The sequence below is a fragment of the Hyphococcus lacteus genome, assembly GCF_041058985.1.
GTDB classification, from domain to species: domain Bacteria; phylum Pseudomonadota; class Alphaproteobacteria; order Caulobacterales; family Parvularculaceae; genus Hyphococcus; species Hyphococcus lacteus.
The window spans coordinates 317,437-334,209 of record NZ_JBEHZE010000001.1; the positions used below are offsets into that span (position 1 = coordinate 317,437).

The 16,773-nt window shown below is 52.2% G+C and carries 19 protein-coding genes; 10 read left to right on the forward strand and 9 right to left on the reverse strand.

Annotated elements, in window-relative coordinates:
• Positions 1 to 296: 296 nt before the first annotated feature.
• Both ABFZ84_RS01505 and ABFZ84_RS01510 read left to right on the forward strand, forming a co-directional pair.
• The gene (locus ABFZ84_RS01505; protein WP_369312062.1) at positions 297 to 896 is read left to right on the forward strand and encodes an outer membrane protein; all 600 of its coding nucleotides are present in this window, start codon (positions 297 to 299) and stop codon (positions 894 to 896) included.
• Between the two features lie 97 nt (positions 897 to 993).
• Complete coding sequence (locus ABFZ84_RS01510; protein WP_369312064.1) at positions 994 to 1,953, forward strand: L-threonylcarbamoyladenylate synthase; 960 nt, start codon at positions 994 to 996, stop codon at positions 1,951 to 1,953.
• Here the strand turns inward: ABFZ84_RS01510 and ABFZ84_RS01515 are convergent.
• From ABFZ84_RS01515 to ABFZ84_RS01525, 3 genes are all read right to left on the reverse strand, one after another.
• A complete protein-coding gene (locus tag ABFZ84_RS01515; protein ID WP_369312066.1) occupies positions 1,950 to 3,071 on the reverse strand; it encodes an FAD-dependent oxidoreductase in 1,122 nt (373 codons plus the stop codon). The two genes, ABFZ84_RS01510 and ABFZ84_RS01515, sit on opposite strands and share 4 nt — an antisense overlap.
• Before the next feature lie 6 nt (positions 3,072 to 3,077).
• The gene (locus tag ABFZ84_RS01520) at positions 3,078 to 3,887 is read right to left on the reverse strand and encodes a class I SAM-dependent methyltransferase (RefSeq protein WP_369312068.1); all 810 of its coding nucleotides are present in this window, start codon (positions 3,885 to 3,887) and stop codon (positions 3,078 to 3,080) included.
• A 251-nt stretch (positions 3,888 to 4,138) separates the two neighbouring features.
• A complete protein-coding gene (locus tag ABFZ84_RS01525) occupies positions 4,139 to 4,606 on the reverse strand; it encodes a hypothetical protein (protein WP_369312070.1) in 468 nt (155 codons plus the stop codon).
• A 331-nt stretch (positions 4,607 to 4,937) separates the two neighbouring features.
• Between ABFZ84_RS01525 and ABFZ84_RS01530 the strand changes: the two genes are divergently transcribed.
• Positions 4,938 to 5,285, forward strand: coding sequence for a hypothetical protein (locus tag ABFZ84_RS01530; protein ID WP_369312072.1), 348 nt, complete (start codon positions 4,938 to 4,940; stop codon positions 5,283 to 5,285).
• Between the two features lie 64 nt (positions 5,286 to 5,349).
• On the opposite strand, the gene ABFZ84_RS01535 is transcribed toward ABFZ84_RS01530, so the two are convergent.
• Positions 5,350 to 5,748: a hypothetical protein gene (locus ABFZ84_RS01535; protein ID WP_369312074.1), complete on the reverse strand. Its 399-nt coding sequence runs from the start codon at positions 5,746 to 5,748 to the stop codon at positions 5,350 to 5,352.
• A 315-nt stretch (positions 5,749 to 6,063) separates the two neighbouring features.
• On the opposite strand from ABFZ84_RS01535, the gene ABFZ84_RS01540 reads away from it, so the two are divergent.
• From ABFZ84_RS01540 to ABFZ84_RS01550, 3 genes are all read left to right on the forward strand, one after another.
• On the forward strand, positions 6,064 to 7,485 hold the full coding sequence (locus ABFZ84_RS01540) for an FAD-binding oxidoreductase (RefSeq protein WP_369312076.1): 1,422 nt from the start codon (positions 6,064 to 6,066) through the stop codon (positions 7,483 to 7,485).
• 32 nt (positions 7,486 to 7,517) lie between these two features.
• Positions 7,518 to 8,318, forward strand: a complete 801-nt coding sequence (gene yaaA / locus ABFZ84_RS01545; RefSeq protein ID WP_369312078.1) for a peroxide stress protein YaaA — start codon at positions 7,518 to 7,520, stop codon at positions 8,316 to 8,318.
• A gap of 345 nt (positions 8,319 to 8,663) precedes the next feature.
• Complete coding sequence (locus ABFZ84_RS01550) at positions 8,664 to 8,819, forward strand: hypothetical protein (RefSeq protein ID WP_369312080.1); 156 nt, start codon at positions 8,664 to 8,666, stop codon at positions 8,817 to 8,819.
• A gap of 88 nt (positions 8,820 to 8,907) precedes the next feature.
• Here ABFZ84_RS01550 and ABFZ84_RS01555 read toward each other — a convergent pair whose 3' ends face one another.
• From ABFZ84_RS01555 to ABFZ84_RS01570, 4 genes are all read right to left on the reverse strand, one after another.
• Positions 8,908 to 10,059: a dipeptidase gene (locus ABFZ84_RS01555; RefSeq protein ID WP_369312082.1), complete on the reverse strand. Its 1,152-nt coding sequence runs from the start codon at positions 10,057 to 10,059 to the stop codon at positions 8,908 to 8,910.
• An 83-nt stretch (positions 10,060 to 10,142) separates the two neighbouring features.
• Positions 10,143 to 10,736, reverse strand: coding sequence for a TIGR04282 family arsenosugar biosynthesis glycosyltransferase (locus ABFZ84_RS01560; protein ID WP_369312084.1), 594 nt, complete (start codon positions 10,734 to 10,736; stop codon positions 10,143 to 10,145).
• Complete coding sequence (locus ABFZ84_RS01565) at positions 10,736 to 11,422, reverse strand: TIGR04283 family arsenosugar biosynthesis glycosyltransferase (protein WP_369312086.1); 687 nt, start codon at positions 11,420 to 11,422, stop codon at positions 10,736 to 10,738. Before ABFZ84_RS01565 ends, ABFZ84_RS01560 begins: the two co-directional genes overlap by 1 nt.
• 100 nt (positions 11,423 to 11,522) lie before the next feature.
• Positions 11,523 to 11,678 carry a hypothetical protein gene (locus tag ABFZ84_RS01570; RefSeq protein ID WP_369312088.1) on the reverse strand — a complete coding sequence of 52 codons (156 nt, stop codon included), beginning with the start codon at positions 11,676 to 11,678 and terminating at the stop codon, positions 11,523 to 11,525.
• A 129-nt stretch (positions 11,679 to 11,807) separates the two neighbouring features.
• Here ABFZ84_RS01570 and ABFZ84_RS01575 point away from each other — a divergent pair, with 129 nt between their 5' ends.
• The 3 genes from ABFZ84_RS01575 (at position 11,808) to ABFZ84_RS01585 (ending at position 14,904) form a co-directional block, all read left to right on the forward strand.
• A complete protein-coding gene (locus ABFZ84_RS01575) occupies positions 11,808 to 12,950 on the forward strand; it encodes a PA0069 family radical SAM protein (RefSeq protein ID WP_369312090.1) in 1,143 nt (380 codons plus the stop codon).
• A gap of 38 nt (positions 12,951 to 12,988) precedes the next feature.
• On the forward strand, positions 12,989 to 13,600 hold the full coding sequence (locus ABFZ84_RS01580; protein ID WP_407067099.1) for a ribonuclease HII: 612 nt from the start codon (positions 12,989 to 12,991) through the stop codon (positions 13,598 to 13,600).
• A gap of 263 nt (positions 13,601 to 13,863) precedes the next feature.
• Entirely contained in the window at positions 13,864 to 14,904 is a 1,041-nt protein-coding gene (locus ABFZ84_RS01585; RefSeq protein WP_455429341.1) for a DNA methyltransferase, read from the forward strand.
• Positions 14,905 to 15,074: 170 nt separating this feature from the next.
• Here the strand turns inward: ABFZ84_RS01585 and ABFZ84_RS01590 are convergent, their stop codons facing one another.
• Entirely contained in the window at positions 15,075 to 15,620 is a 546-nt protein-coding gene (locus tag ABFZ84_RS01590; RefSeq protein ID WP_369312096.1) for a lipocalin family protein, read from the reverse strand.
• A gap of 140 nt (positions 15,621 to 15,760) precedes the next feature.
• On the opposite strand from ABFZ84_RS01590, the gene ABFZ84_RS01595 reads away from it, so the two are divergent.
• Positions 15,761 to 16,657, forward strand: a complete 897-nt coding sequence (locus ABFZ84_RS01595; RefSeq protein WP_369312098.1) for a 5'-nucleotidase, lipoprotein e(P4) family — start codon at positions 15,761 to 15,763, stop codon at positions 16,655 to 16,657.
• The last annotated feature ends 116 nt before the right edge of the window (positions 16,658 to 16,773 follow it).

Sequence of the window (16,773 nt, forward strand, 5' to 3'; positions counted from 1 at the left end):
GTCAGGTCCCAGTGACGCATTTGGAAATCTTTTCAGCGTCCCATTTTAGGACAGTTGTTCGGCCCGCGCCGCAGTTTCGTTAATACCTGAAGAATGGCCCTAGAAATACTATCAGGTTGTTTCTCTAAATTACCGTTCTGTAACGGTTTTTCTCATTCTGCTCTCGTGATTTCACATAGGCGTGAGACACCCACAATTCGTCGATCTATCGATTGAAAATTTTGATGGCGATAGGCATCTGCGGCTTCCCCCCGAGGCGGAATGGTCCGCCCAGTAGAAGTAGAGATACCCTCCCCATGCGTAAAATATTGATCGCAGCCTCACTGATCGGCGCAACTGCGGCAGCCACCTCAGCGAATGCGGAAAGCTACGGTAAAATTTTCGGCGGTGCCACCTATGGCAGTGACCATGATGTAGTCGTCACCACAGGCGCGGTTGCCGCCCCTGGCGAATTCGACACCGACACTGGTTACGCTGTTGGCGGCGCTTATGGCTACAACATTAACCAGTTTTTCGCCGTTGAAGGCGAAATCGCCTATCGTTCAAACGAGATTGATTCCTCGACCGTCGCGGCCGCTGGCCTCGTCGATGATGACATCAATTCCCTCAGCTTTATGGGCAATGCGGTCTTTAACGCACCGACCTATGCTGGCTTTACCCCTTATGTCGGTGCCGGTGCTGGTGTCGCGCGGATTGGCGCACTTAACGACCACGACACTGTCTTTGCCTATCAGGCATTTGGCGGCGTGAAAAAAGGCATCACTCAAAATATCGATGCTGGCCTTGAATATCGCTATTTCGATGCGGACACAGCTTCGCTCGTCAATGGCGGTACCCTCCTCGACACAGAATATGACTCACACAGCCTCAACGTTGTGTTCTCTCGCAAATTCTAAGACGTCGGCCCCTCCCTGCCACGTCAAAGGGCGCAATGATTCATTGCGTCCTTTTTTGTGGCGAGACGTAGTCGAAAACCAATGTTATATGCGCGCCATGAACACACCGCGCGCATCAGATCTTGCAATCGCCGCCGACATCATCCGCAAAGGCGGGCTCGTGGCCATGCCCACAGAGACCGTTTACGGCCTTGCCGCGGATGCGACCAATGACGATGCGGTCGCGCGCATATTCGAAGCCAAGGGCCGTCCACAATTCAATCCGCTGATTATTCACGTGGCCTCGCGCGAAATGGCCGAGCGACATGTGATCTTCAGCCCGCTTGCGCAAAAGCTCGCCGATGCATTCTGGCCCGGCCCGTTGACGATGGTTTTGCCTCGCCGCGCCCAGAGCCCGATCTCGCTGTTGGTCAGTGCCGGGCTTGATACGATCGGGGTGCGGATGCCCAAACATGATCTGGCGCACGAACTGATCACCGATGTTGATGGTCCGTTGGCGGCCCCCAGCGCAAATATCTCTGGCGCGATAAGCCCGACATCCGCCGACCATGTAAAGGCTTCATTGGGCGACCGGGTTGATTTGGTGCTTGATGGTGGATCATGCACGATCGGACTTGAATCAACGATTGTTTTCGTGAGCGGTAAAACGGCGTCATTGCTGCGACCCGGCGGAATAGATCGCACGGCGATTGAAAAAGCCATCGGCAAACCGCTTGCGGCGCCGGCCAAATCGGATACACCGCAAGCACCAGGCATGATGAAAAGCCATTATGCGCCACGCGTAGAGCTATATCTGAATCAAACAGCCCCGAAAGATGGTCAGGCATTTCTCGGTTTCGGAAAAAATGGCGCTGGCAGCCCTTTCTGTTTGAACCTTTCGCCACGCGGGGACCTGCGCGAGGCCGCTGCGAATTTGTTCGCCTATCTTCGCCAGCTTGACGCACTTTGCGCCGAACACGGACTAAGCGCCATTGCCGCTGCGCCAATTCCCCGAACCGGCCTTGGCGAAGCGATCAATGACCGCCTCTCCCGCGCCGCCGCCCCGCGCGACACTTAAACTGAGCCATCAATCCATGGTGGTTCTGGCGTATCGAGGCCAGTGACGCGGGTCAGCGCGCGTTTTTTAAAGGCCGGGATTTTCAAAAGCGTATTCGCAAGATGATCGCGCGCGAAACGCCCGAAACCGCCAAGGTTTAGCAAAGCATCGGTTTGTTGGCGGGTTTGCTTTATAACCATACGCACTTGGGGCATACGCATTTTTGAATAATCAGCATCGGTGTTTTGGTGGATCATCCAGGCGAGCCAACAGGCGTCTTCGATACCTAAATTCATACCGCGCGCACCCACTGGCGAATGAATATGCGCTGCATCGCCAGCCAAAAAAACTGACCCGCGCTGCATCTTTTCCACATATCGGAAATTGATATGAAACGATGATTGCCAGATCAGATGTTTAATTTCCAAATCTTTCGGCAGCATATTCGATATATCGGCACGCGGAGAGATGTATCGGCACACATTGCCGCCCAACGGCATTCGCGCGAGAACGCCATCATTGGAAAAATCAACAAACAGCTCATCGGTCGCAAAAGGCTCTACGGTTTCAACATCCACTAGGCCAAATTCCGTCGGATAACTTTCGCCTGCAAAAGAAAATCCAAACCCGTTCCGAATGACTGAACTCGCACCATCGGCACCGATCACTTTGCTGGCGCGAATGCTCTCCAGCCCGTCTGGTGCATTAATATCGAGCACCGGCTTTTTCGGATTGCCGTTGGTGGCGATCACTTCTTTGTACCATTCGATCTCGACGCCATATTGCCTTAATGCGGCGGCGAGAATTCGCTCGGTCCGGCCCTGCGGCAAGATCAAAACAAACGGATAAAGTGCGCCGGGGTGGTCAAAACCGGCCTTGATAACATCGCGACCTTTTTCGTTGCGCATGCGAACGCGCTTGGCCTTAACCCCTTGCGCCAATAATTGCGCACTAACGCCAGACGGTGCCAGTAATTGTAATGTGCGGTTGTTGACGCCAAGTGCGCGCGATTCTGCCTCTGGCGTAAAGTCAGACCCCTTGTCAATAATGCGCGGCTTTAATCCGCGCCGGGATAATTCAAGCGCGCAGGCAAGCCCTGTTGGCCCTGCCCCTACAATTAAAATATGCGTGTCGTTCAAGGTGGTTTACTCTGGCTTTCGGAATTTCAGAATAAAGCGATCGGTTTTGCGGCGCACGGATGCGTCAAAAACATTCATATTGTAGTTATCGTCACCGTTGATAAGCACATCACTCTCGCCCGCAAATACCAATGACGCGCTCGTCGCAAGATTTTGTACAATCGCAGCATCAATCCGATGAACAGTACCACCCGTGGTTGATGGCGATCCTACGGCGGCCTGGTGATCAAGTACAATCAACGTTCCACCCGGCTTCAGGATGCGTGCAATTTCCGCAAAAGCCGCTTCGTCATCGCCGAGTGAACTGCCGTCAGCGGGCGTGTAATAAAGATCATGCGGTCCCAATATCCACGTTACAATATCGACCGAGGCATCGTCAGCATCAAGATCATCAAAACGCGACTTGGAAAGCCGTACATTCGCCAGCCTGTCATCCGCCAGACGTTTATCAACCGCATCGCCCAAAAAGCTATCGAATGCGCTCGGGTTCTGCATGATGACTTGACCATCCGGCCCCACAAGCCGCGAGAACAGCTCGGTATAATAACCACCGCCAGCTTCCATCTCAAAAATAGTCATGCCCGGCTCTATGCCAATAAAAGAAAGGACGCTACCGGGCTTTCGCGCCGCATCGTCTTCGCTGTCCGCTGCTAGCCGATCTTGATGGCTAAGCGCCGCTTCGACAGCACGATCATTGGCGTCCACATCCTCGGCAAGCTCTGCGGGGGTTGTCGTCTGATCCGGGGTGCATCCAATAATCAACAATGCACTTGCAATGCTAATCAGGGCCGCAGGGTTACGTGTCAGGCGCGCCATAGCTCTCTCCCCAGTCAGGCGGGTGTCCGCCCGAAAAAATCTTGTAAGGTCTATTGATAATCCTCTTTTGGACTGATGGCAAAAGGCGCGGACCGCCGGTCGGGCCTCAGTTTGAATTTGGTATGTCTGCGTTTGGGCTGAAGCTAGTCAACTGCACCGCCGAGAGAAACGTCACCTATTCGCCCTTTGCAGTCATACGTTTGATGTTGCTGAATGTCTTATTTCCGGGCCATGCGGCAATCGCTCATTATTTATTTGACGATTAAAATTGTTGCGGGAGCAAGGCTCTCAAGTGCTTCAGTTGTCAAAGAACGCCTGTTTAGTTCCGTTCTTTTTAGACTGAATTTCGGATTGTTGAGCAGCCCTGAATAATCGTTAACTGTAATACCAATATGGCTGGTGAGCTTTTGGCTGAATAGTTTTTGAATTAACTCGATCCACGATTCAAGCTCACTGCCCCAATGTTCCGAAAGCGATTCCATTGTCCTTTCTATTTTCGCTTTGGTTTTCTTGAGATCGTGTAAACGGCGCTGAATTTTCGCGTCTGACCAGCCTTTTTTGCGCAGATCACCAACAATCGTTTCCTCTGCAGCTTTTGAATGAGTTTCAATTCCTAGATAAGACGACCCAAGCCGCGTGCCACAATCGCAATGCCCGTTGCAAGTAAAATAGTAGTTTTCAGTAGCAAGAACGCCTTTGGGTTGGCCGTTTGCTTCCATGGCGTCAAAAGCTAGCCGATGTTCAGAAAACAACTCGCGACATGCACCGATTTTTGCAGACGCCGGTAACGTAATGGATATAAATGTGCACATTGAATACGGCCAATTGATTCACTTAATAACTATCCGATAGAGCTCCAAAACAAAATATCTGTTCACCACGAATTCAACAAATCAGCCGTTGGCAATATGGCACTGAATGACGGTTGTTGGCGATGGCCCGCCAGTTTAAAACTCTAACAAAAGGGCACTTTCTGGCCCATTGCGGTCATTTGCGGAGTGGCTATCTTTTGATGTATACTGATCGGAATAGCTTCTGTTAGAGTCAATTATGCTTTCTGCACTTATAACTATTGCTGCCGTTCAAGTCGCCACCGCCAGGCCGCCGATGCCCGCGACGATAGAAGAAGCCCTGGAAATAGTTCAATTAGACGAAGCTTGCGAACGGAGTGAATATCCAAGTCTTCGAATGACTATGTATTTGTGCCAGGAAAAGTTGACCAGTTGGTACTTTACCGTTCCCGATAATACACTTTCGCCGGGCTTTGTGAGGAGAATGGTAATCCGCGACGGAAAAGCAATAAAGATGCTTACTGACTCAAAATATTTCGGAACGGATTCTCAAGAAACAGCATTTTTTGAGTGGCAAACCGATATTGCAGAATCGATTGGGCAGTAACGTTCTATCGAACACCATTGACAGAGAATTGTGACATTGTTGAACGTCTACTTCTGGCGATTTGTTACAACTCGAATTTCTTCTCTAATCCACCGGAACTATCCGGAAAATAGACACTGCCATCTTGCGGATCGAAAACGCCAATTCCGTGTTTACCTGCGGCGGCAAGCAGGTCTTCAACAGCATTTTGAGAGGCAGAAGATGTAATCCCCGTTTCTATCCGATCCTTAGAGAAAAAATAATCAATAACATTTGGGTCGTCTAAATCATCTTCGGATGCCGCATCCGGACCATTGAGCGGCGGATATTTGGTTCTCACCTGATCATACCAGACTTTGAGGGCCTCGCTTAGGTCCTTCGGATCGATCATCTCCATATCATCGTCAGCATCTAGCCATTCGTCGAACTCATCAGCATTTTTGGGAGCCGCTGCCGCAGGGAAGAATGTCAAGTCGAAACTCATGATGTGTTTACTCCCTTTGTGAATTAGCTTTGCTAAGACTTTAACGTGCCTTTGAATTCATACAAGAAAGTCGTCTAGACTGGCGGCAAGAAGTAACCGCAAATCGGTCGTTCGCAGATTACGTGTCTACGACTGCTTTTGGCGAGTATTTGCCTATCGACGTTTGGCGGTCGGGGGTAAGTTTTGACAGAAACAAGCTAGTCAAAATTCAAACTGAGATACTACCGAACCGACACAATAGGGCCAAATGCTTTGCTTACTGGCTTGAACCGACCCCCGGCCATAACTAGACAAGGGTGATAAAGGACCGAATTCATGACCGCCGCCCCGCACCCCAAGCCCAACCCACAACAGCTTGACGCAATCCGCGCCGTCGTTGGACCAAAGGGGATCATCGAGGGTGACGACAAAGCGCCTTACCTGACCGAGTGGCGCAAACGATGGCATGGTGCGACGCCGTTGATCGTTGCGCCAGCATCAACCGAAGATGTCGCCAAGATTGTCAAAATTTGCGCGGCTGAAAAAATCGCAATCACACCCCAAGGCGGCAATACCGGTTTGGTCGGCGGTCAAATTCCATTGGGGAACGAAATTCTTTTGACGCTGAAACGTATGCGCAACATTCGCGCGGTCGAGCCGCTTAATAACACCATGACCGTTGATGCAGGGATTACCCTTGCTGAGGCACAAGAGCGCGCGCACGAAGCAGGACGGTTGTTTCCGCTTTCGATTGGTTCAGAGGGAAGCTGTCAGATCGGCGGCGTGATTTCGACCAATGCTGGCGGCGTCAATGTTTTGCGTTATGGGAATACCCGCGATTTAGTGCTCGGGCTAGAGGCCGTCATGCCCGATGGTGAAATCTGGAATGGGCTCAAACGTCTGCGTAAAGACAATACTGGATATGATCTCAAACAGCTTTTGATTGGCGGCGAAGGCACCCTGGGGATCATCACTGGCGCAGTGTTAAAGCTATTCCCGCAACCGGCTGAAAAAGTCACTATCTGTGCGGGCATGTCGAACGCCGACGACGCTGTACGGCTATTATCGCTGGCGCAAGCGGCAACGGGCGGCAACGTATCTAGTTTTGAATTGATGTATCGGCTTTGCATTGACCTGACGCTTAAACACATCCCCGATACGCGCGACCCGTTGGGCGACAAACATCCGGTTTATGTCCTTGCGGAGTTTTCTTCCGGCGTGGGGGTCGGCCTTCGCAATAGCGTCGAGTCGATGCTGGCCAAAGCACTGGAACAAGGCATCATTAACGATGCAACGATCGCCGAAAACGAGGCCCAGGCCGATGGACTTTGGCGAATTCGCCACGCGATATCGGAGGCAACCAATGGCGAAGGATTGGGCGCACGTCATGATGTTTCTGTGGGCACCAGCGACATTCCAGCCTTTATCAACAAAGCGAACAAAACCGTCGCCGCCATCGCGCCCGGTGTACGCTTTGTTACTTTTGGTCATATTGGCGACGGCAATATTCATTACAATGTCCTTGCCGAAGAAGGTGCCGCCAAGGACGCCCTTAACGACAAACGCGCAACGATCGAACAAGCGGTCTATGACATCATCGGCGAATTTGGCGGATCGATCTCTGCGGAACATGGCGTTGGTCGCCACCGCCGCGAAGACATCGCCGCACGCAAGAGCCCAGTTGAGCTGAATATGATGCGGGCCATAAAAAATGCGCTCGACCCCCATGGCATCATGAATCCCGGCAAAATGCTTTAATCTGTTTTTCAAGAACAAGGACGTTACAACGTATGCTGATTTTATTGTCTCCGGCGAAAAATATGAACTTTGATCCCGTGCCGGGCACACCACGCGCGACAAAGCCAGTTTTTTCAAAAGACACCGCAGAGCTGTCAGAAACCACGTTGAAATTGACCAAAGCCAAAATCAAATCCCTGATGAGTATTTCAGAGAACCTTGCCGAACTTAACTATGAGCGCTTTCAGGCATTTAACCCAGAAGGAAAAAGCGAAAGCCTGAAACAAGCTGCGCTAGCGTTTAATGGTGACGTCTATCTTGGGCTTGATGCAAACAGCCTTTCCGGGGAAGACCTCAAACGCGCACAGGACAAAATTCGGATCCTTTCCGGCCTTTACGGATTGTTGCGCCCGCTTGATGCAATCCAGCCCTATCGGCTTGAGATGGGATCAAAGCTCAAAAACACACGCGGCAAAAACCTCTATGAATTCTGGGGCGCGCAAATCGCCAATGAGATCGACAAATCGCTTAAGGGCCACGAAGACCCAACTGTCGTGAACCTCGCCTCGAACGAATATTTCTCTGCTGTGGACCGAGCGGCCCTTAAGGCACCGGTCATCACCCCGATCTTCAAAGAAGAGAAAGACGGCAAGCCCCGCCAGCTTCAGTTTTATGCCAAACGGGCACGCGGAATGATGGCGCGCTGGTCGGTCGAGAACCAAATCAACCGCGCTGAAGAGCTCAAGAATTTTGACGTAGATGGCTATCGGTTCCGGGCGAGCGATTCCACGGATGACACCTGGCTGTTTGCGCGACCCCAACCGCCGCTCAAAAAACCATCCAAAAAGAAATAGCGCGACACAAAAACGCCGCCACGCTTTTGTGACAGTTTTTCGCCGTGTGTTAATTCGCTAACACAGCCAGATGACCATATCGTCATCTGGCTTGCCTTGTTTTTCTTATATTTTTCACGACATTGATTGCTACGCTTTTGTGACAGTCACATAAGCCAAAAAGCTGGAAGCCCCGTCATTAGTGGGTTTCAGCCCCCATCAAAGTTACACTTTTGTGTCAAATGCGCATAATTTGCGCACACCTGTTGACTTTGCGCAAATAGTGCGCAATTATTCATGACAGTTTGATGACGGGCCAAAACAACAGGCACAAGAGCCAATAACCAAGCCCGAGGAGTAACAACTATGGCTATCACATCTCACCCGGCTGATTTCGCCGATCATGGTGTTTCATTTGGACCAAAAGCTAAATTGGCGGCGTTCTACGTCTTTGTTGGTATTATCGCGATGGCAGTCGCAATTCCGGCCGCGCTCGCTTTCGGGAACACTGCTGTTTTCTAAACACACCTAAAGAGGCCACCCTCCTCTTTGACCTAAACAAAAACGGACGGCTTGAGCGAAGACTCAGCCGTCCGTTTTGTTTTTTGGGCTAGCGTGGCGGCAAATTCGCCCGGAAGAACCGAACCGCGTTCTCGCCCATGACGGCGCGAATGGTTGCTTCATCTGCTCCTTTGTCGAGCAAGGCTTGTGAAAGTGCCACCATTTCTGAGCCATCAATCGGCGTTGTGACCGTACCGTCAAAATCTGATCCAAGCGCCACATGATCGACACCTAAATGTTCCACCGCATATAAAAGCGCATCCGCAATTCCGGCTGGCGATGCGTCACACACAGCAGCGTCCCAAAATCCAATCCCCACAAGGCCACCCGCATCAGCAATCGCCTTCATAAGGTCATCAGAGATATTGCGCGCAGTATCACAATGGCCCTTCATCCCCGTATGGGAGACGATGACCGGACGCTCGGTCCGCGCCAAGACATCCCATACAACTTGTTCTGACGAATGGGCCACATCAATGATCATGCCCTTGGCGATGGCGCGATCCACGGCAGCCTTGCCAAAATCCGTTAGCCCAGCGCCGGATTGTCCGTGTAACGAACCGCCCAATTCATTATCAAAGAAATGCTGAAGCCCCATAATACGAAGGCCGAGATCATAGAGCCGGTCAATATTTTCAAGCTCACCCTCCAATGGATGCGCACCTTCAATCCCGTACACTCCCGCGAGCACGCCACGATCGAGCGCCTTGTTAAGGTCGCTTGCGCTTTTCACATAAACAAAAGCGTCTGGCGCATCGCGTTCTAACTTATCAAGCCGTTGGGCCTGATAGGCCGCGCGTTCATAGATGGAATCCCACGTTCGTCGCGGCCAAGCCTGCACAACGGTCAGCATGGTAATATCATCCGTAGCCGCATCGTTCTCTTCATAGTTGAGCCCGCTCGGCGATTTGGTAACGGCGGTAAATACTTGTAGCGCAACACCACCAGCCAAAAGGCGCGGAACATCGGTATGGCCGCGTGAATTTTCTTTCGCGGGGTTCCGCCGCCACAACAACATGTCAGAATGGAGATCAGCGACAGGGATCGAGTCATGAAGCGTTTGCGCCGCCTCGCTGATTTCATAAGGGTCATGGGGAATGACCACATTCATCTTGCGGTCAATCCGCTGAGGAAGAACGCCATAAAAAATCGAAGCCGCTGCGACCAGCAACACAACCAACGCCAAGCCGATTTTCTTCATTCTAAATTTCCCTCAAAACTCTCTGGGTTCCCGCTTTAGCGAGTGAAAACCGGAAAGCCGCCACATTCAAGCATTGTTCTCAGCTAGGCTTTGGAAAACGGACCCATCGCGTCAAGGTCGTCTTTGGTGTCCACGTCACGAAGCTGATCAATGAGCGCAACTTGAAAATCTCTCGGCAGGCTTTTGACCGTGTCTTTGAGCGCATGTTTCGTTGACCAGCGCACACCATCAAAAAGATCAGGTGCCGCGCGACGGCGTGATAAACCAACCAGCCAATAGCCGCCATCTTCCGCCGGGCCAAAAACTGCGTCGGCAGCGCTAAGAGCGTCAAACGCGGCCTTTAGATGGCGCACGCGCATGTCCGGTGCATCTGCACCAATGACAATCACCGGACCGTCCGCGATTTGACCCATCGCATATTTCATCCGCTGGCCGAGATCGCCATTACCCTGCCCAATACGCCGCAAGGTTGGCGGCCAGAGATTACGAAACCCCGCGACCAACGGATCAACTGCCAACACGGTCTGCCAGCCCCCTTTGCGGGCCTCTGTGATTGTTCGTTTGGTCATCATACGGAACAAAACGCTCGCGCGGCCCATTCCAATCTCTGAACCCAGCCGGGTCTTGACCCGGCCCGCGATTGGGGCCTTTAGGAAAATAACAACGGTGCCGCGCATTATTCATAGCTCCGCTTTAGCGCTTCGGGCGATGCGCCCATTAAAAAACGCAATAAAATACAGCTATTTTTGAACACCCGCGTGAAATACCCATCACGCTCATAGCGCGCCGCCGACGTGATCGCCCGCGCCGGCAAAATTTCTAGCGCCTTACGGCCATGTTTTTTGGTCAGACGGCGGATAAACTCTGCATCTTCCATCAATGGCATATTGCCAAAGCCACCAACCGCATCATAAAGCGCGCGCGAAATCAAAAGCCCTTGGTCGCCATAAGGCAACTTTAACAAACGCGTGCGCACCATCGCGCCGCCCGATACAATATTCGGCGCAAAGCCCGATGTATCAAACCGCAGCGTAAATACTGCGGCGCGCATTGCACCCTCTTTTACAAAAATAGCAGCGTCTTTCGACCAGTCGTCGGCCAAAACGGTGTCGGCATGAAGGAACAAAAGCCAATCGGACTTTGCTGCCTTAGCCCCCATCGCTAATTGTTGGCCGCGGCCCGGTTCAGACATCACAACGCGCGCGCCAAAACCATCGGCGATAGCGGCGCTTTGGTCATCCGATCCGCCATCAACGACGATGACTTCGCGCACCAGGCCATCAACAGTCGGCCCCACCAACGCATCAAGACATGCGGGCAAGCGCGCTTCGCCATTAAGGCAAGGAATTACAACAGAAATCAAAGCGGCCCCCGGGCATTTGTGAACCGCCGAGCCATAGCGTTTTGCAGTGCCTCCGCAAAGGCCGCTCGCCAAAAGATGAACGAGCGTTACCGGCCTCGCATTATTTTCGGCTTATCCGCCGTGCCAAATAAAGCACGACGAAAATCGCAATTCCAACACCCAGCCCAACCGGCACATCATCAAGCGCAACCCCCACCGCCACGCCGACGGCGACACTGACCCCAATTCCCGCACCGAGTGGCATCGCTGATTTCATGTTCCCGCCTCCATTTTCGTTGGGTTTTGTCCAAACATGTCAGCGCACACGGCTACTTCATAATACCAGTAATTGCACATGTTGAAAAAATGTTCTTGATTTGTTCTTTTCTGGTGATAGCTTCATTTCATGGCCCGCGCCGCGCACCTTTCTTTCCACCCGCCCCACCGCCCTGGGGTCACCGCCGACAGGGATCTCCCTGCCAAAGGGTCCGCCAATGGAAAGGGACGCGGCGCGCGGTCTAACCAATCTGGCCGATATGAAACCGAACAACGCGTCGAGATGGATGATGGTTGGGATAGTGACGATGCCTTACCGCCCCTGCGCACCGACGTCACAGACGAAACCCCGCGCAAGATCATCACCTTTAATGACTCGCCCTATGTGGGGTTTGACCGGTCGATCAATCCCTATCGTGGGTGTGAGCATGGCTGTATCTATTGTTTCGCGCGCCCGACCCACGCCTATATGGGATTGTCGCCGGGGCTCGATTTTGAAAGTCGGCTGTTCGCCAAACCGTCCGCATCAAAATTATTGGAAAAAGAACTTTCCAATAAGCGCTATCAACCCTGCGCTATCGCAATGGGCACCAACACAGACCCCTATCAGCCGATTGAAAAACGCTATCAAATCATGCGCGGGCTTTTACCTGTTTTTGCGAAATTCAATCATCCAGTTTCGGTTTTGACCAAATCACAATTAATTGTGCGTGATCTTGATTTGTTGGTACCGCTTGCGGAAAAAAGTCTTACACGGACGATGATATCCATCACCACGCGAGATAAAAAACTCGCCCGCTCTATGGAGCCGCGCGCCGCCGCGCCCAAATGGCGGTTCGATGCCATCCGAAAAATGAGCGACGCCGGAATCGACGTCGGCGTTATGACGGCACCCATGATCCCCGGTCTTAATGATGATGAAATGGAATCCATTCTCGAAGAAGCCGCCGATGCGGGCGCAAAATTTTGTGGCTACACAATTATTCGCCTACCGCTAGAGGTCTCGCCACTTTTTCAGGAGTGGTTGGAGGCATTCGCACCCAATCGCGCCAAGCGGGTCATGAAGCATATTCGCCATATGAATGGTGGTCGTGATTATGACCCCAAATGGTCGCGTGGCGGCGAAATCAAAACCGAATATGCGCGGCTGATCTCAATGCGGTTTCGCAAAGCCCGCACCAAATATGGCCTAGACAAAAAACTCGCACCGCTGGATGTCAGCCAGTTTCGTGTACCGCCTTCGGTGACCGGGCAATATGATCTGTTCGGCTAATGGTTCCTATCATCAGCGACTCGCGCGAGATGAAAGAGATGACAAAATTCACGCCCAGCTTTGACATCGAAAACAGCCATAACGGCATCGTCGCCGGCATTGACGAAGCCGGACGCGGCCCATGGGCCGGGCCCGTGGTCGCGGCGGCGGTCATTCTGGACCCTGCGAACCTGCCCAATGGCCTCAATGATTCAAAAACCATCGCCGAGAAAAAGCGAGACATCATCGCCGCTGAAATTCGCGCAAAAGCCATTGTGGGGGTCGGCATCGCCAGCGTCGACGAAATCGACGAGATCAACATTTTGCAAGCGACCTTCCTTGCCATGGCCCGCGCCGAAAAAGAGTTATCCACCCAGCCTGACATCTGTATCGTTGATGGGTCCGCCAAGCCGAAACTTCGCGCGCCATTCGAAATGGTCGTTAAAGGCGACGCAAAATCATTTTCAATCGCGGCGGCATCGATCATCGCAAAGACTGTTCGCGATCAAATGATGCGTGACCTTGCGAAAATTCATCCCGAATATGCGTGGGAGAAAAATAAAGGTTATGGCGCACCGGCCCATCGTGCCGCCCTTGATGCCCATGGCGTAACCCCACATCATCGCAAGAGCTATGCCCCGATCCACAACATCTTGTATCCTGACCCTTAGATTATCAAAGAGTGTAAGGATTTGTTAACCTAGGTTAACACTCTGATTCCATTGAAAAATTTACCAAGACTCTTGACGGGGAATCCCCCGCGACTCACAGTGCCGGTCCTCAACTTTCTGCGCGGCGTTATCCTTCGCCGCCATTCAGGAAACCCGGTACGATCATGGCGAAGAAAAAGACACCAGCAAAAAAAGCCGACGCGAAACCTGTCGATATTTCGAAACATCTCGATAGCATCATCGAAGGCGATTGCATCGAAGGAATGAAAAAGCTTCCCGATGCATCCGTTGATCTGATCTTTGCCGATCCGCCCTATAACCTTCAGCTCGGCGGCGATCTGACCCGGCCAGATAATTCCCGCGTTGATGGCGTTGATGACGAGTGGGACAAGTTCGACTCGTTTCGCGCCTATGACGCGTTTACGCGTGAATGGCTGGCCGAAGCGCGCCGGGTCTTGAAACCCGATGGCGCAATCTGGGTCATCGGTTCGTATCACAATATTTTCCGCGTCGGCGCCGCCATTCAGGACACAGGCTTTTGGATCTTGAATGATGTCATTTGGCGCAAGTCCAATCCAATGCCGAATTTCCGTGGCACACGCCTGACCAATGCGCATGAAACATTGATCTGGGCGGCGAAAAGTCAAAAATCGAAATACACCTTTAATTACCGCGCGCTGAAAACATCCAATGATGATCTTCAGATGCGTTCAGATTGGGAATTCCCGATTTGCACCGGTAGCGAACGCATAAAGGGCGAAGATGGCAACAAAACCCATCCGACGCAAAAACCGGAATCGCTTTTATTCCGTATTCTGATCGGGTCAACAAAACCCGGCGATGTTGTGCTCGATCCATTCTTTGGCTCTGGCACAACCGGCGCGGCTGCGAAGTATCTGGGCCGCCGCTTTATCGGTCTTGAGCGCGACGAAACCTATATCAAAGCCGCAAAGGCGCGGATCGCCAAGGTCAAACCGCTTGATGATGAAAGCTTGATCACCCAACCCTCGCCCAAGGCCGCTGCGCGCGTACCATTCGGAACAGTAATCGAGCACAAGCTATTGAAACCCGGCTCTAAACTCTATTCGCCCCGTAAAAACCACGCTGCACAAGTCCGCGCTGATGGATCGCTCTATGTGAAAGAGGGCGAAAACGAAATTCAAGGGTCAATCCACAAGGTCGGTGCCGCCGTCCAAAATGCAGCGGCCTGCAACGGCTGGACCTATTGGCACTATGAAGAGAAAACTGGCCTCAAGCCCATTGACTTCCTGCGCGACAAAATCCGCAAAGGCATGGCCAGCTAAAGTTTGTTCTGATCCTGACTTTCGTCAGGATGATGAAATGTTTAGCTTTCGTCATCCCGGACTTGATCCGGGATCCACTCACCTACGCTACGCCTTCCGATGGATTGCGGGTCGAAGCCCGCAATGACGCAAGTGATACTGGGTCGGGGACAGCAATGACGCTCTTTGCATCAGCCCGGCGGTTGTTTCGTCCAATAGAGCGCATCAATATTATATCCAAGAGCTTCGAGCCTACTCAACGAGTCAGCGCGAACCTCGTCCGAAATTGTTGGTGTACGGGATAAAATCCACAAATATTTTCCGGACGGCTCGCCGACGAGCGAAAGCGAATAGTCGTCGGCCAAACCGATCACCCAATAATCGCCCCAGAAAGGCCCGAAGAAACTGACCTCTAATTTTGCGTTGGTGGTTTCATCAACGATGCGCGCACGACCGTTTGCGACTTTTTCCTCGCCATCGGGTGCGCCCTTGCGGCAGGTGTTGACCACCGAAATCAAGCCGTCGTTACGCTTGTCATAATCCGCCGTAACGCCCTCACAATTTTCTTCAAAGCTGTTTGGGAAACGCGCAATCTCATACCACCGGCCCAAATAGCGTTCGGTATCAACAAATTCGACGGTCGTCAGCGGAACCGACTGATCACGGTTCACCGGCGGGCTTTGGCACGCCATGAGGCCAAGCGGCGCTAAAAGCGCACACAAGATTGATTTTCGCATAGGGACTCCTTTCGCCACCAAACACAGGTTTTACGTTTTGGTTCGCAAATTAGATCCCCTTCGATGCGAATACGCCTTTACGAAATTTAGTGGCCCATTACAGTCGGCTTTCATTTGAGTAATTTTATCAGGGGTATTTTATGATCCGTGTCACATTCGGCGCAGCCAAAACAAAGTTTATGATCTGCGCAGCAGCGCTAGCACTTTCCGCCTGTGCAACAATGTATGACAGCGCGCCCGACGCCAATAAACTTGCGGCCAATGAGCCCGCACCAAACGACCTTCTAAACGCAACATTATGGTTGCAACAGGCGGTTGAATATAAAGCCACCACAGACAGCGTTTATGCATTGGCGCATGTTCGCCTTGACGAGGCCCTAAACGACCCGAAATGGACCGCCCTACCCGACGATCAAAAGCCCGGATATGAGTCTCTACCGACGGCTATTATTCTTGATGCGGATGAAACCGTGCTTGATAATTCGCCCTATCAGGCAATGTTGGTCAAAACGGGCCAAACCTATACGGATGCGTCATGGACGGCTTGGGCCGGCGCTGGTCAAGCGCGCGCTGTTCCCGGCGCATTGGCCTTTACTCGCGCCGCCGCGGCCAAAGGCGTAACAGTCTTTTATGTGACGAACCGCAATGTGAACGTGGATGAAGGCACGACACGCAACCTCAAAGAACTTGGGTTTCCGGTCAAAGATAGCATCAACGCCGTCATGACCGTGGGCGAAAAACCCGAGTGGACATCAAAAAAGGGCACACGCCGCGCCGAAATTGCAGAAAACTATCGGGTCTTGATGTTGTTCGGCGATAATCTTGGTGATTTCGTTGATGACTATAAAGGCTCCCCTGCCGCACGCCAGAAAGTTTATGTGACTAACGAAGGTCATTGGGGCCGCGACTGGTTGGTGTTGCCTAATCCGGGATACGGATCATGGGAGTCATCAGCGTTCGGCAACGACTATTCCCTGACGCCCGGCCAACAACGCGCCCGCAAACTTGAGCAGTTAAAAGGCTGGGCACCAGAATAACTCGCGCTTTATTTCCGCTAAGATGCGCAAAGGCCCCTCTAAAAGCATTTTAGAGGGGCTGATCATGGTTTACGCCTTTACCTGAGGTAATAGCACGCTACACTTGCATAACAATA

Excerpts from the sequence above, each read along its gene's own strand:
- ABFZ84_RS01530 (WP_369312072.1), top strand. The coding sequence starts at position 4,938 with ATGCTTTCTGCACTTATAACTATTGCTGCCGTTCAAGTCGCCACCGCC.
- ABFZ84_RS01560 (WP_369312084.1), bottom strand. The coding sequence starts at position 10,736 with ATGCGCGGCACCGTTGTTATTTTCCTAAAGGCCCCAATCGCGGGCCGG.
- ABFZ84_RS01550 (WP_369312080.1), top strand. The coding sequence starts at position 8,664 with ATGGCTATCACATCTCACCCGGCTGATTTCGCCGATCATGGTGTTTCA.
- ABFZ84_RS01570 (WP_369312088.1), bottom strand. The coding sequence starts at position 11,678 with ATGAAATCAGCGATGCCACTCGGTGCGGGAATTGGGGTCAGTGTCGCC.
- ABFZ84_RS01590 (WP_369312096.1), bottom strand. The coding sequence starts at position 15,620 with ATGCGAAAATCAATCTTGTGTGCGCTTTTAGCGCCGCTTGGCCTCATG.
- ABFZ84_RS01585 (WP_455429341.1), top strand. The coding sequence starts at position 13,864 with ATGAAAAAGCTTCCCGATGCATCCGTTGATCTGATCTTTGCCGATCCG.
- ABFZ84_RS01540 (WP_369312076.1), top strand. The coding sequence starts at position 6,064 with ATGACCGCCGCCCCGCACCCCAAGCCCAACCCACAACAGCTTGACGCA.
- ABFZ84_RS01520 (WP_369312068.1), bottom strand. The coding sequence starts at position 3,887 with ATGGCGCGCCTGACACGTAACCCTGCGGCCCTGATTAGCATTGCAAGT.
- ABFZ84_RS01525 (WP_369312070.1), bottom strand. The coding sequence starts at position 4,606 with ATGGAAGCAAACGGCCAACCCAAAGGCGTTCTTGCTACTGAAAACTAC.
- ABFZ84_RS01535 (WP_369312074.1), bottom strand. The coding sequence starts at position 5,748 with ATGAGTTTCGACTTGACATTCTTCCCTGCGGCAGCGGCTCCCAAAAAT.
- ABFZ84_RS01510 (WP_369312064.1), top strand. The coding sequence starts at position 994 with ATGAACACACCGCGCGCATCAGATCTTGCAATCGCCGCCGACATCATC.
- ABFZ84_RS01575 (WP_369312090.1), top strand. The coding sequence starts at position 11,808 with ATGGCCCGCGCCGCGCACCTTTCTTTCCACCCGCCCCACCGCCCTGGG.
- ABFZ84_RS01555 (WP_369312082.1), bottom strand. The coding sequence starts at position 10,059 with ATGAAGAAAATCGGCTTGGCGTTGGTTGTGTTGCTGGTCGCAGCGGCT.
- ABFZ84_RS01580 (WP_407067099.1), top strand. The coding sequence starts at position 12,989 with ATGACAAAATTCACGCCCAGCTTTGACATCGAAAACAGCCATAACGGC.
- ABFZ84_RS01595 (WP_369312098.1), top strand. The coding sequence starts at position 15,761 with ATGATCCGTGTCACATTCGGCGCAGCCAAAACAAAGTTTATGATCTGC.
- ABFZ84_RS01505 (WP_369312062.1), top strand. The coding sequence starts at position 297 with ATGCGTAAAATATTGATCGCAGCCTCACTGATCGGCGCAACTGCGGCA.
- yaaA (WP_369312078.1), top strand. The coding sequence starts at position 7,518 with ATGCTGATTTTATTGTCTCCGGCGAAAAATATGAACTTTGATCCCGTG.